The following is a 12,580-nucleotide window of genomic DNA, read 5'->3' on the forward strand; positions in this document are numbered from 1 at the left end:
GCAGGGGTGTTCGATCCCGTCCACCTCCGTAGTTTCCTGGCCGTCGAAAGCGAACGCAGTTTCACGGCGGCGGCGCGGCGCCTGGGCCTGCGGCAATCCACCGTGAGTCAGCACGTCGCCAAACTCGAGGCGACTGCGGGTCGTCGGCTGTTCGTGCGCGACACCCACACCGTCGAGCCGACCGCCGACGGGAGCGCGATGCTCGGATTCGCCCGCGAGATCCTCGAGCGTCACCACGCCGCCCAGCGTTACTTCACCGAATCCACCGTCAGTGGGCGCGTGCGGTTCGGTGCGTCCGACGATCTGGTGCTCCACGAACTCCCCGCGATCCTCGCCGAGTTCCGGCGGGGGCATCCGCGTGTGGATTTCGAACTCACCGTCGGACTCAGTGAGAACCTGCACCGCAGCCTGGAGGACGGCGATCTCGATCTCATGTTCGGAAAGCGCCGGCCCGGCGAGCGTCACGGCGAACTGATCTTCCGTGACAAGCTCGAGTTCCTCGGCGCACCCGGCTTCGTGCCGGACCCGGAGGGACCGATACCGCTCGTCACCTATCCCCACCCGTCGCTGACCCGGGAGATCGCGCTCGACGTGCTCCAGCGGTGCGGATACGGAGCGCGGGTGACATGCGTCGCCGACAGTCTCATCGGGTTGAGCGCTGCAGCACTGGCGGGGCTGGGTGTCGTCCTGCATGCGAGCAGGCTCCCACCGGCGGGTCTCGTTCCTGTTCGGTCCGCAACCCGCCGGTTACCCGATGCCGGTCATCTCGATTTCGTGCTCGTCGCGCGCCGAAGCGTGCTCAGTGAGCCGGAGCGTGCGCTCCGTGCAGCGATTCTGGCCAACGCCGACCGGCTGGTGCGCGATACCCACGACACCGACCCTCATTCCGGCAGCAGCATCCACAGGGCGAGGTAGAGAAGCACTGCCGTGCCACCGGTGACGAACGCTGCGAGCACCGCGCCCGCGCGGACGAGATTGACGTCCAGGCCGAAGTATTCGGCGAGGCCTCCGCAGACGCCACCGAGAATGCGCTGCGACGAGGAGCGGGCGAAGGGACGGGGGGTGTTGTTCTCGAATGTCATGATTCGATCGTGCCGGTTGTGAGCCTTCCGCACATCGGGGACGAACCCGGATCTCTACCCTGATCTTTCTCTCGGGGGTGCGGGCGAGACCCAGGATCAGGATGAGGCCAAGTATCGCCGGTCGTGATCGGGAAGAGCAGACTCGGTGTTCGTCATGTTTTCGAGAAGGAGTTCCCGTCCATGGACACCGTCAGCGATCGTCGTCTCGTCGCCTTGCTTCGCCGCTACGGCGCCGATGAAGCCGAACGTGTAGGCGCCCGCATCGACCCATTGCTGTGGAACGACGTTCTTGCGGTTCAGCTCGCGCACCGGTCGGTACGGAAGTTCCTGCCCGAGAAGGTGTCCGAAAGCCACTTCCGTGCGATCGTCGCGGCGGCTTCGTCGGCTGCCAGTTCCAGCAACCTGCAGTTGTGGAGTGTGATCGCGGTGACCGATCGTGAGCGCCTCGGCCGCATAGCGGAACTCGCCGGCAACCAGGAGGCGGTGCGCAGCGCGCCTCTTCTCCTGGTGTGGGTCGCGGATCTGGCGCGTGCCGCCCGGTTGGCGACGAGGCGTGGCAGAGACCTCGTCAACGCGGGCTATCTCGAATCGGCGGTGCTCGGGATCGTCGACACGACCGTGGCCGCGCAGAACGCCGCACTCGCCGCGGAATCACTCGGGCTCGGCACGGTATTCATCGGGGCGCTCCGTGACCACCCGACCGACCTTGCTTCCGAACTGGCCTTGCCCGACCACAGTTTCGCCGTGGTCGGGCTGGTGGTGGGCCGTCCCGACCCGGCCGAGTATCCGGAGGTCAAGCCGCGGCTCGGTCAGGACGTCGTGCTGCACCGAGAGCAGTACGGGTCCGGCGCGCAGGATGCGGAGGACGAAGGGGTAGCCGCATACGAAGACGCCATTGCGCAGTTCTACCGGAGCCAGGGCCTACCGGACAGCTGGAGCGAGCGCGTCCTCGGTCGTTTTGCCGCACCGGGTGCGCTGGGGCACCGGGAAGGTCTGCGGCAAGCGTTGCTGCAGCGAGGGTTCGGATTCGAGTGAGGACTCGTCCGTGGGCAGTGCTCAACGGCAGACGACGGTGAGTCCGATTCCGCGCCAGACCTCGGTTTCGACGCGCTCGAATGCCCCGTCCTCGTGGTCGTACTCGTAGTCGACCTCGACGCGGTTCCCCTTGTCGCGTTGCTCGGTGACGACGCAATGACCCGACAGATTGCCCGACCGGTTCGTGATCGAATGAGGAATGTTGCGTTCGGTGAGAAGCTCGACCGCCGACTGCTGGCTCATGCCGACGACGACGGGAACGGTTTGTGCTGTGGCAGTGCCTGTTCCGAGAGCGACGGCCGCCGCGCCGGCAAAGAGTGCTGCAATAACCTTGGTGCGCATGAATTCTCCCGATGGTGAGTGACCCGCGAAATCGAACACGTCTATCGTGCGCCGGACATGCACCCGAACACATCCGGGCACGTCCCCCATCTCGACCCTGAACTCGACCTCGGGGTCGAGTTCGAATCCGGGGTGCGATGCGGGTGGGTCTGCGTACGATCGGGTCCATGGCGGGACGGACACGGGTGGCGCTTGCGCTGGGGAGCGGGGGCGCCAGGGGGTATGCGCATATCGGCGCAATCCAGGTGATCGAGGAACGCGGCCTCGAAATCGTCGGCGTGGCAGGCGCTTCGATGGGTGCGCTGGTCGGGGGTGTCTACGCGGCGGGCAAACTCGAGCCGTACACGCAGTGGGCGCTGAGCCTGTCCCAGATGGATGTCGTGCGGCTGCTCGACGTGTCGGTGTCGGCTCCCGGCGCCATCCACGCCGAGCGGATCCTGTCGAAGATGCGCGACATACTCGGAGAGGTCTCGATCGAGGATCTGCCGATCCCGTTCACAGCCGTTGCCACCGACCTCGCGGCGGGACGCGCGGTGTGGTTCCAGCGGGGTCCCGTCGACGCGGCGATCCGAGCGTCGATCGCAATTCCCGGCGTCATCACTCCCGTGGTGCTCAACGGCAGGGTTCTCACCGACGGAGGCACACTGTCGCCGTTGCCGATCGCCCCGACCGTCGGAATGCACGCTGATCTCACGATCGGCGTCAGTCTCGCCGGAGAGGACGGCGGTCGGCCGCACTCCCCCGAGAACGCGAGTTCGGAACCGCGGCCTGCCGAGGAATGGATGGGACGTTTCCGTCGTAGCGCTGCCTCGGTGCTCGAAACCGACATCGTGCGATCGGTGGTCAACCGGTTCTCCGCGAGCAGCGTAGACAACGACGACTCGTTCGCGGACACGACGGTCCCCGAGGCGGATACCGGAACGCACGACGCGCCGACGCCGAAGTTCGGACGCGTTGCGGTGATGAACCGGTCGCTCGACATCATGCAGTCGGCCCTGTCGCGGTTCCAGCTCGCCGCCTATCCGCCGGACGTGTTCGTCGAGGTCCCGCGAACCGCGTGCCGGAGTCTCGATTTCCACAGGGCCGCGGACATGATCGCTCTGGGAAGAGCGCTCACCGCGGCGGCGCTCGACGACGCCGGCATCCCGGACCCCGCCACGCGGGAGGTCGCGCCCGAACCGGCGAACGACGAGCCCGGATCGGCCTAGTCTGAGCCGGTGCAGACCGTACCGATCCAGTTACCCGACGGCACCACGACACCGGTGCGGTTGTTCGCGGGCCCCGATCACGAGCACGAATCCCGTCGCGATTCGTCACGCGCAGTGGTCGTGATCGTGCCGGGACTCGGCGTTCCCGCCGGATACTACGAATCGTTCGCCGAGGCGCTGACCGGGTACGGGTTCGATGCGGCGATCTGCGAACTGGCGGGGCAGGGGGACAGCCGCCCCCGGCCCGGACCGGAGAGCACCTACGGCTACCACGACATCGTCGCCGTGCATCTGCCCGCCGTGTTCGAGGTGGTGCGGGAGCGCTTTCCGGATTCGACGCCCTATCTGCTCGGGCATTCGATGGGAGGCCAACTCGGCGTGCTCTACGCGTCGCGGATCCGCGGCCGGCTCGGCGGGCTGATTCTCGTCGCTGCGGGCACCCCGTATTACCGGCACTACCGCGGTGCCCGCCGCCCCGGACTCCTGCTGGGCTCGGCGGCGATGTCGTTGACGTCGAGTGTCGCGGGTTTCTGGCCGGACGACCGGATCGACGTGGCAGGATTCGGCCGGCAGTCCCGCGTCCTGATTTCCGACTGGGCGCGGCTCGCGCGCGGAGGCCGGTTCGATCCGGCCGGCGCCGACATCGACTACGAGGAGCGGCTTGCCCGCCTCACCCTGCCGGTCCTGTCGATCACCATCGAGGGCGACGAGCTGACGCCGGTGGAGTCGGCCCGCCACCTGCTGGGCAAACTGCCCGCCGCGGACATCACGACGTGGCACAACCCCCGGAAGCTCGGGCACAACGGCTGGATCCGCGACAACGTCGACACGGCGGCGAAGGTCGCCGCGTGGTTACGCGACCGCTAGGTCACGTGAGCTTGTCCGCCAGAAACGTGAAGGTCAGCGCCGACTTGAATGCCGCCTGCGCATTGTCGGCTGCACCGCCGTGTCCACCTTCGATGTTCTCGTAGTACCAGACTTCGTGACCCTCCTCCTCGAGGCGGGCGACCATCTTGCGGGCATGGCCGGGGTGGACGCGATCGTCGCGAGTGGAGGTCGTCACCAGGATCGGCGGGTACGTCGCATCCGGGTCGGTGTTCTGGTACGGCGAGTATCCGCTGAGGAACTCCCATTCTTCGGGCTTGTCGGGGTCGCCGTACTCGGCCATCCAGGAAGCACCGGCGAGCAGCAGGTGGTAGCGCTTCATGTCGAGCAACGGCACCTGGCACACGATCGCGCCGAGCAACTGCGGGTACCGGGTGAGCATCACGCCCATCAGGAGTCCGCCGTTGCTGCCTCCCTGCGCGCCGAGCTGCTCTGCCGTGGTGATGCCCCGCGCCACAAGGTCTTTCGCAACGGCGGCGAAGTCCTCGAAGACTTTGTGCCGGTTCTCCTTGAGCGCTTGGGTGTGCCAGCCCGGACCGTACTCGCCACCGCCGCGGATGTTGGCGATCACGTACGTGTAGCCCTTCTCGAGCCACGCGCGGCCGATACCTCCGCTGTAGGCGGGCACCATCGAGTTCTCGAATCCGCCGTAGCCGTACAGCAGGGTGGGTGACGGGCTCGCCGTATTGCGTCCCACCACGAAGTACGGAATCTGTGTGCCGTCGTCGGATGTCGCGAAATGCTGCACCACCGAAATGCCGGTGGCGTCGAAGAAGGACGGCGCGGACTTGATCGGCTCGATCCCGCCACCCACCGTGCCGGACAGCAGTGTCGCCGGGATCGTGAAGCCGCTCGAATTGAGGAAGAAGTCGTCGCCGGTGAGCGGGTCCACGTCGATGATCGATGTCGACGTCGCGTCCGGCACCCCGGGCAATTCCTCGTCCGACCAGCCGTCGGCGCCGGGGGTGAGGACCCGCATCTGGGTCTGCACATCGCGCAACGTGACGACGAGCAGATGGTTCTGCGTCCACGCGTACTGTTCGAGCGATGTGTGCTCGTCGGGAGTGAACAACACCGTCAGGTCCCGCGAGCCCGACAGGAACGAGGGATAGTCGGCAGCGAGCAACGCGCCGGCGGGGTGCCCCAGCCATTCGGAGCGGGTACGGATCAGCAGGTGATCGCGGTACACACTCACCCGCGCGTCGTGCGGAACTTCGAGTTCGACGAGTTCGCCGGTCGCCGTCAGTTCGAACCGCCGGGCCCGGTAGAAGTCGAGAGCACGATCGACGAAACTGCGCTCGTAACCGGGGGTGTCGTCGTACCACGCGGATACCGCGACATCGCCCGCTTCGCCCTCGAAGACCGTGTCCACGTCCGCCAGGGGCGTTCCGCGCCGCCAGCGCGCGGCGATGCGGGGATATCCGGAGTCGGTCAGTGATCCCTCGCCGAAATCTGTTCCCACATAGACGGTATCGGCATCGATCCACCCGATGTCGGTCTTCGCCTCCGGCACTTCGAAGCTGTCCGGTCCGGAGACGAACTGCCGCGTGACGAGGTCGAACTCGCGAACGACCGTGGCGTCGGCACCGCCGCGCGAGAGGCTGATGAGCGCGCGCGTCTGGTCCGGACGCAGGACCTGGGCACCCGACCACACCCAGTTCTCGCCTTCCTCTTCGGCCACGGCATCGAGGTCGACCAGGACGTCCCACTCCGGGTTGTCGCGTACGTACTGGTCCATCGTGGTGCGTCGCCACAGCCCGCGCACATGAGTGGCGTCACGCCAGTAGTTGTAGAGGTACTCGCCGCGGCGCCGGGCATACGGAATGCGAGCGTCGGTGTCGAGAACTTCGCGGATCCGGCTTTCGAGTGTGCCGAAACCGGTGCTGCGGGTATAGGCGTCGACCGTGCGGTCGTTGTGGGCGCGGACCCAGTCGAGCTGCTTCTCGCCCGTGACGTCCTCGAGCCAGAGGTACGGGTCGGTGGTGGTGTCGCTCATGACTTCATTTCTACCCGGCATTACGCTGCCGAGGTGCAGCTCACCCCCGCGGACGCGCAGATGTACTGGCTCTCCGATCGAATGCCGAACGACCAGTTCCTGCTCTTCTGCTTCGCTACCGGCGCCGGTGTGGACGAGGTGCGCGAGGCGGTGCGCAGGCGTACCGACGTCATGGGGAAGTTGCTGTGCCGCGTCCGGGACGTTCCCCGGCATCTGGACTACCCGTATTGGTGTCCGAGAACTTTCGGCGACGACCTCGTCGCCGAGCACCGGCTCGACGACCCGTCGTGGGGGAACGTGCAGGACGCACTGGGGGCGCTCGTTGCGACGGTGCTCGATGCTCGGGTGAGCCCGTGGCGCCTGCACGTATTCACCGGAGTGCGCGGCGCGCCCCTGTGTGACGGTGCCGCCCTGGTGGTCGTCTGGCAGGTCTCGCACGCGTTCGCGGACGGCCGTGGGGCCACCGCCCTGGCCAGGGCGCTGTTCGGTGCGGACGAGCCACCGGCGTCCCCGCGTCCGGATCGAGGGCCCGTCGCGTGGGAGATGGTCGTTCGTGCCGCCGCCCGGTTTCCCGCGCAGGTCGTTCGCCTGGCGCGGTCGGGTCGGCGTGCGGCCGCTGCGGCACGCGCTCTCGACGCCGCGACCGCGGCAGGTGAGATACCGGCACCGGCCGCCGGGCGGCCACTCGTCGGCGTCAACTGCGATCCGGGTACCGAGCGCAGCGTCCGCGCCGTGGTGTTCAGGTCCGCTGCCTTCCGCGGTGGTGGACATACCGTCACCGTCGTCGCATTGACGGCGATCTCGGTGGCGCTGTCCAGGTTTCTCGAGACGCGCGGCGAGAGCGTGCCGGACCGGCTAGGTGTGGAGGTCACCGTGGCGGTCGGGGCCGTGGGTTCCGCGAACAACAACTATCGCAATGTCGGCGTCGACCTGTTCGTCACCGAGTCCGACCTGGGTGTCCGGGCTGCCCGCATCGCTGCCGATCTGGGTGCGCGTCGTGAGAGAGTGACCGATCCGCTGTTCGCGCAGCGCGACGCGGCAGCCGAGCATGTTCCGGCCCCTCTGTCGCGGTTCGGGATCGTTCGGTACGCGTCGCCGCGTCCCGTCACCGTCACGGGAAACACCGTGGTGTCGAGCGTCTTCCGTGGTTCTGCCGACCTCGCCCTCGCCGGTGGGCCGGTGGTGTTCAGCGCCGGATTCCCGGCACTGTCGCCGGCCATGGCGTTGACCCACGGTGTATACGGACTCGGAGAGACGGTCACGATCGGTGTGGCCGCGGGCAGTCGGGTGATTCCCGATCTCGATGCGTACGAGCAGATGGTGCGCGACGCCGTCGCCGAGGTCGGCGCGGCGCTCTCCCCGGCGAGGTGAACGCCGGTGGAATCCCACCGGCCACTGTGGTCCCGCGCATGTACCGTGCGGGGAGCAATCGAATCGGCGAGGCGGGGGCAGCACGGTCATGGGCGTATACGTAGTAACGGGATCAGCGTCGGGTATGGGCAGGGCGAGCGCGGAAAGACTGCGCGCCGCAGGCCACACCGTGATCGGTGTGGACATCCGGGACGCCGATGTGGTGGCCGACCTCTCGACTCCGCAGGGGCGGTCCGACGCCATCCGCGGCACCCTCGATCGGGCCGGAGCCACGCTCGACGGTGCGGTTCTCGCCGCCGGCCTCGGCCCCACTCCCGGTAGGGAACCGCTCATCGCCCAGGTCAACGTGCGAGGTGTGATCGATCTGCTCGTGGGCTGGCGCCCGGCGCTCGCCGCGGCCGGAAACAGCAAGGTGGTGGTCTTCGGCTCCAACTCCACGACGACCACGCCGGGCGTACCGAATTCTGCGGTGAAGGCGTTTCTCGCGGGCGACATGGACAAGGGCGTCGCGCGGGCCACCAGGATCGCCAAATCGGGGCCGCCGTTCACCTACGCAGCGTCCAAGATCGCGGTGACACGCTGGGTTCGCCGCACAGCGGTGACGCCGGAATGGGCGGGCTCCGGCATCCGCCTCAACGTGCTCGCGCCGGGTGCCATCTCCACACCACTGCTCGACGCACAACTCGACAGTCCGTTGAAGAGGGCGGTCGAGAGCTTCCCTGTTCCGCTCGGCGGATTCGGCGACGCCGAACAGATCGCGCAGTGGGTCGAGTTCATGGTGTCCCCGGCCGCCGACTTCATGGCCGGCAGCGTGGTGGTTGTCGACGGTGGCACCGAGGCATACTTCCGGCCGGACGACTGGCCGGTTCGCGTGCCGTTCCGGTCGATACCCGGATACCTGCGCCGGATGCGCTCTTTCGCTCGCAGAACCGGTACCTCGGGCGACTGACCCGCATCCCCCGATCGGTTGATGCCGTCTGAGACCGTCGGGCGATGTGGCGGCTCGCCCCCGCCGGGCAAGCTCGGACCATGCCCATCGTAGAAGTGAAAGGCCTGTACAAACGGTACGGCGACCGCGCCGCCGTCGACGGCGTGAGTTTCGATGTCCGAGAAGGAGAGATATTCGGCATTCTCGGCTCCAACGGGGCCGGGAAGACCACCACGGCCGAATGTGTTTCCGGCTTGCGGGCACCGGACGAAGGGACCGTACGCGTCGCCGGGCTCGACCCGGTCGCCGACCGCCGCGTGCTGACGGAACTGCTCGGGGCTCAGCTACAGCAGAGCGAACTCCAGCCGAAGCTGACTGTGCAGGAGGCTCTCGACCTCTACGCATCGTTCTACCCGCGTCCCGCGGACGGGACGGCGCTGGCCGAACGGCTCGGCCTCGAGCACGTGCTCGACACCCGGTTCGCGAAGTTGTCGGGGGGACAGCAACAGCGCCTCTTCATCGCGCTCGCGCTGATCGGATCGCCGCGGGTGGTAGTGCTGGACGAACTCACCACGGGCTTGGATCCGCGTGGCCGCCGCGAGACATGGTCGCTGATCGAAGAGATCCGGGACTCGGGGGTCACGGTGCTGCTGGTCACCCATTTCATGGAAGAGGCGCAGCGGTTGTGCGACCGGGTCGCGGTATTCGATACCGGCAGGATCAAGGCGCTGGGCACGCCCTCGGAACTCATCGCCCGCACCTCGACAGCGGTCGTCGTCTCGTTCCGCCCGTCGGCTCCGCTCGATCCGGAAGCCCTGACGGCATTGCCCGGAGTCCTGGCAGTGCGTCACGACCACGACCGGCTGGTCGTGGAAGGCAACGACGACTCGGTCGATGCGGTGCTCGCGCTCCTCGTTCGCGACGGCATCTCCGCTCGACGGCTCCGCATCACGGAAGCCACGCTCGACGACGCATTCCTCGATATCACGACCCCGGAGAAACGGCCATGACGACGACCGATACGAATCCTGTGACCGCGGTAGTGCGCACCGAAGCGCGCCTGTTCGTCCGCGAACCCGGCGCGATGTTCTGGATCCTCGCGTTCCCTGTCGTCCTACTGACGATTCTCGGCCTCATCCCCGTCTTCCGGGAGCCGGACGCGAGTCTCGGAGGACGCCGGGTGATCGATCTCTACGTTCCGACCGTGGTGTTGCTGTCGATGATCGTCGCGGGTATCCAGACGATGCCTGCTGTGCTGTCGTCGTATCGCGAACGCGGAATCCTGCGCCGGCTGTCGGTGACCCCGGTCCGGCCGGTGACAATTCTGCTGGCGCAGATCGTGGTTCACGCTGTGGCCGTGGCCGGGGCGGTCGTGCTCGCCCTGCTCGTCGGCCGTGGTGTGTTCGGAGTGGCATTCCCGGAGCAACCGTGGGGCTACGTGCTGGCGGTGTTCCTCACGCTTGCGGCGGCGCTGAGCATGGGCGCCGCGATTGCCGCCGTCTCGGGGACCACACGGATCGCGCAGACGATCGGCACCATCGTCTTCTTTCCGATGATGTTCTGCGCCGGGGTGTGGCTCCCGGTCCAGACAATGCCGGATCTGCTGCAGCGGATCGTCGAGGTGACGCCCTTCGGTGCGGCATCGCAGATCCTCGACCAGGCGGCCCGAGGGGAGTGGCCCAGTGCGGGTGGTCTGATGGTGGTGGCGTTGTGGGCGGTGGCATTGACGGCCGCAGCGGCACGCTGGTTTCGCTGGCAGTAGAGATCGGTCCGCGGCAGTGACACCGGTCGGCAGTGACATTCCGTTGGCAACGACGGCGGCACCCGTCATGCTGAACAACGTGGCGACGGACACCGCGATGGCAGCGCCCCCGACAGACGAGTACTGGGAGCGTATCTACAGGTGGGGACCGTGGGTGCTGCTCGCGGTCGGGACGATCCTGTCCCTGGCCTCCGCGAACCTGCTCATGACGCCGGCAGAACGTGTTTCGGCTCTGGTGCTGGTTGGCGCCGCAGTGTGCTGGGAGCGCTGGTGGTGGCGTCGCGACAAGGACGCTGTGTACTTCACCGGGCGCACTGTTCTTGCGTTCGTCCTGACCTGGCTCAATCCGTTTTTCGCGTTTTACGCCTTCATCGGGTACTTCGACGCAGAGCGGTTGCTCCCCGAGCGTTGGATGCGAGTGGGGCTGCTCTCGACAGCGGTGACGATGGCGGGATCCCAGAGCGGGGGTCTCCCGCCGTCGGGCCTCACCATGTGGATCGCGTTCGGTGCGTTGTTCGTCATCAACTCCTCGATCGTGATGATGATGCTCCGAATCAGTGCGCGAGAGGAGACGCTGACGCAGGAACGGATCGACGCGATCGCGGAACTCGAACGCACGAATCACCGTCTGGAACAGGCTCTCTCCGAAAACGAGGCACTCCACGCGCAGCTCGTGCTGCGCGCGCGGGAGGCGGGCATCGACGACGAGCGGCGACGTCTCGCCGCCGAGATCCACGACACCCTGGCGCAGGGTCTCACGGGGATCGTCACGCAATTGCAGGCGGCCCAGAACACCGTCGACCCGGTCGTGGCCGGGGGGCATGTGGAGCGGGCCGCGGCACTTGCTCGCCGTAGCCTGTCCGAAGCCCGTCGCTCCGTGCAGAATCTGCTCCCGCAGGCGCTCGAGCACGGCACACTCGACGAGGTGCTGGGCCGAGTGGTGAAGATGTGGGAGGCGGACTCCGGGGTAGCCGCCGTATTCACCGTGACCGGCACAGTCGAGCCGTTGCACGACGACATCGGCGCGACGCTCCTGCGCATCACCGAGGAGGCACTCGCCAACGTGAGCAAGCATGCGGGGGCGGGACGTGTCGGTGTCACGGTCTCGTATATGGAGGACGAGGTGAGCGTGGATGTGCGAGACGACGGATGCGGTTTCGATCCGTCCGCAGGATCGGTTCGCGGGTTCGGCTTGAGGGGCATGCAGTCCCGGGCGGCCCGCGTTGCCGGCGAAGTGACTGTCGAGTCGGAGCGCGGTGCCGGGACGGCGGTCTCGGTGCGGGTTCCGCTGGTGCGGGTGGGAGCAGCGGAATGAGCGCCGACGCGATCACAGTGCTGATCGCCGACGATCATCCGGTCGTCCGCGACGGCCTGCGTGGGATGTTCGCCGCGTCAACCGAATTCGCGGTCGTAGGAGAGGCGTCGTCCGGACCGGAGGCTGTGGTGGTGACTGTGGCGCTGGATCCGGATGTGGTGCTGATGGACCTGCGGATGCCGAGGGGCGGGGGAGTCGAGGCGATCGCCGAACTCACCGCCCGCAAGGTCCGGAGCCGCGTACTCGTCCTCACGACATACGACACCGACGCCGACGCCTTCTCGGCTATAGAGGCCGGAGCGATCGGCTACCTGCTCAAGGACACGCCGCGTGACGAACTGTTCGCGGCGGTGCGCGCTGTCGCGGAGGGGCGCACCGTCCTCTCGCCGGTGGTGGCGTCGCGACTGCTGTCGCGCGTGCGCGCCCCGGCCGCATCGAGGACGCTCAGCGCGCGGGAGCGTGAGGTACTGACCCTGGTGGCGAAGGGCACGTCGAACCGCGCGATCGCGCAGGAACTGTTCATCAGCGAGGCGACGGTCAAGACGCATCTGACCCACATCTTCGGGAAGCTCGAGGTGGCGGATCGCGCCGCGGCGGTGGCGACCGCGTACGACCGCGGCATCCTGGGCTGAAGCGCCCGCTTCGTACCTACCGGT

The 12,580-nt window shown here is 67.4% G+C and carries 13 protein-coding genes; 10 read left to right on the forward strand and 3 right to left on the reverse strand.

The window, feature by feature from the left end:
• The first annotated feature begins 6 nt into the window (after positions 1 to 6).
• Positions 7 to 915, forward strand: coding sequence for a LysR family transcriptional regulator (locus tag TVH25_RS01270; protein ID WP_169619253.1), 909 nt, complete (start codon positions 7 to 9; stop codon positions 913 to 915).
• On the opposite strand, the gene TVH25_RS01275 is transcribed toward TVH25_RS01270, so the two are convergent.
• Positions 882 to 1,082, reverse strand: coding sequence for a PspC domain-containing protein (locus tag TVH25_RS01275; protein ID WP_422423182.1), 201 nt, complete (start codon positions 1,080 to 1,082; stop codon positions 882 to 884). The two genes, TVH25_RS01270 and TVH25_RS01275, sit on opposite strands and share 34 nt — an antisense overlap.
• 180 nt (positions 1,083 to 1,262) lie before the next feature.
• Here TVH25_RS01275 and TVH25_RS01280 point away from each other — a divergent pair, with 180 nt between their 5' ends.
• The gene (locus tag TVH25_RS01280) at positions 1,263 to 2,117 is read left to right on the forward strand and encodes a nitroreductase family protein (RefSeq protein WP_422423183.1); all 855 of its coding nucleotides are present in this window, start codon (positions 1,263 to 1,265) and stop codon (positions 2,115 to 2,117) included.
• Positions 2,118 to 2,138: 21 nt separating this feature from the next.
• On the opposite strand, the gene TVH25_RS01285 is transcribed toward TVH25_RS01280, so the two are convergent.
• A complete protein-coding gene (locus TVH25_RS01285) occupies positions 2,139 to 2,459 on the reverse strand; it encodes a hypothetical protein (protein WP_378528977.1) in 321 nt (106 codons plus the stop codon).
• A gap of 167 nt (positions 2,460 to 2,626) precedes the next feature.
• Between TVH25_RS01285 and TVH25_RS01290 the strand changes: the two genes are divergently transcribed.
• A complete protein-coding gene (locus tag TVH25_RS01290) occupies positions 2,627 to 3,667 on the forward strand; it encodes a patatin-like phospholipase family protein (RefSeq protein ID WP_169619261.1) in 1,041 nt (346 codons plus the stop codon).
• Positions 3,668 to 3,676: 9 nt separating this feature from the next.
• Positions 3,677 to 4,534, forward strand: a complete 858-nt coding sequence (locus tag TVH25_RS01295) for an alpha/beta fold hydrolase (RefSeq protein WP_422423184.1) — start codon at positions 3,677 to 3,679, stop codon at positions 4,532 to 4,534.
• Between the two features lies 1 nt (position 4,535).
• On the opposite strand, the gene TVH25_RS01300 is transcribed toward TVH25_RS01295, so the two are convergent.
• Positions 4,536 to 6,548 (reverse strand): prolyl oligopeptidase family serine peptidase, encoded by a 2,013-nt coding sequence (locus tag TVH25_RS01300; RefSeq protein WP_422423185.1) that lies wholly within the window; start codon positions 6,546 to 6,548, stop codon positions 4,536 to 4,538.
• A 33-nt stretch (positions 6,549 to 6,581) separates the two neighbouring features.
• On the opposite strand from TVH25_RS01300, the gene TVH25_RS01305 reads away from it, so the two are divergent.
• From TVH25_RS01305 to TVH25_RS01330, 6 genes are all read left to right on the forward strand, one after another.
• Positions 6,582 to 7,919, forward strand: a complete 1,338-nt coding sequence (locus TVH25_RS01305) for a wax ester/triacylglycerol synthase domain-containing protein (protein WP_422423186.1) — start codon at positions 6,582 to 6,584, stop codon at positions 7,917 to 7,919.
• An 88-nt stretch (positions 7,920 to 8,007) separates the two neighbouring features.
• Entirely contained in the window at positions 8,008 to 8,868 is an 861-nt protein-coding gene (locus tag TVH25_RS01310) for an SDR family oxidoreductase (protein WP_169619269.1), read from the forward strand.
• A gap of 80 nt (positions 8,869 to 8,948) precedes the next feature.
• Positions 8,949 to 9,857 carry an ATP-binding cassette domain-containing protein gene (locus TVH25_RS01315; RefSeq protein WP_422423187.1) on the forward strand — a complete coding sequence of 303 codons (909 nt, stop codon included), beginning with the start codon at positions 8,949 to 8,951 and terminating at the stop codon, positions 9,855 to 9,857.
• Positions 9,854 to 10,609, forward strand: a complete 756-nt coding sequence (locus TVH25_RS01320; RefSeq protein WP_422423188.1) for an ABC transporter permease — start codon at positions 9,854 to 9,856, stop codon at positions 10,607 to 10,609. The genes TVH25_RS01315 and TVH25_RS01320 overlap by 4 nt, the downstream gene beginning before the upstream one ends.
• Positions 10,610 to 10,688: 79 nt before the next feature.
• Positions 10,689 to 11,924, forward strand: coding sequence for a sensor histidine kinase (locus TVH25_RS01325; protein ID WP_296550301.1), 1,236 nt, complete (start codon positions 10,689 to 10,691; stop codon positions 11,922 to 11,924).
• Complete coding sequence (locus TVH25_RS01330; protein ID WP_169619277.1) at positions 11,921 to 12,556, forward strand: response regulator; 636 nt, start codon at positions 11,921 to 11,923, stop codon at positions 12,554 to 12,556. Before TVH25_RS01325 ends, TVH25_RS01330 begins: the two co-directional genes overlap by 4 nt.
• Positions 12,557 to 12,580: the final 24 nt, after the last annotated feature.

The organism is Rhodococcus sp. 7Tela_A2 (assembly GCF_049311045.1).
In the GTDB taxonomy this organism is placed as follows: domain Bacteria; phylum Actinomycetota; class Actinomycetes; order Mycobacteriales; family Mycobacteriaceae; genus Rhodococcus.

Bases quoted from the DNA above. Each gene is read 5' to 3' on its own strand.
- TVH25_RS01285 (WP_378528977.1), bottom strand. From the start codon at position 2,459: ATGCGCACCAAGGTTATTGCAGCACTCTTTGCCGGCGCGGCGGCCGTC.
- TVH25_RS01300 (WP_422423185.1), bottom strand. From the start codon at position 6,548: ATGAGCGACACCACCACCGACCCGTACCTCTGGCTCGAGGACGTCACG.
- TVH25_RS01310 (WP_169619269.1), top strand. From the start codon at position 8,008: ATGGGCGTATACGTAGTAACGGGATCAGCGTCGGGTATGGGCAGGGCG.
- TVH25_RS01280 (WP_422423183.1), top strand. From the start codon at position 1,263: ATGGACACCGTCAGCGATCGTCGTCTCGTCGCCTTGCTTCGCCGCTAC.
- TVH25_RS01275 (WP_422423182.1), bottom strand. From the start codon at position 1,082: ATGACATTCGAGAACAACACCCCCCGTCCCTTCGCCCGCTCCTCGTCG.
- TVH25_RS01330 (WP_169619277.1), top strand. From the start codon at position 11,921: ATGAGCGCCGACGCGATCACAGTGCTGATCGCCGACGATCATCCGGTC.
- TVH25_RS01315 (WP_422423187.1), top strand. From the start codon at position 8,949: ATGCCCATCGTAGAAGTGAAAGGCCTGTACAAACGGTACGGCGACCGC.
- TVH25_RS01290 (WP_169619261.1), top strand. From the start codon at position 2,627: ATGGCGGGACGGACACGGGTGGCGCTTGCGCTGGGGAGCGGGGGCGCC.
- TVH25_RS01320 (WP_422423188.1), top strand. From the start codon at position 9,854: ATGACGACGACCGATACGAATCCTGTGACCGCGGTAGTGCGCACCGAA.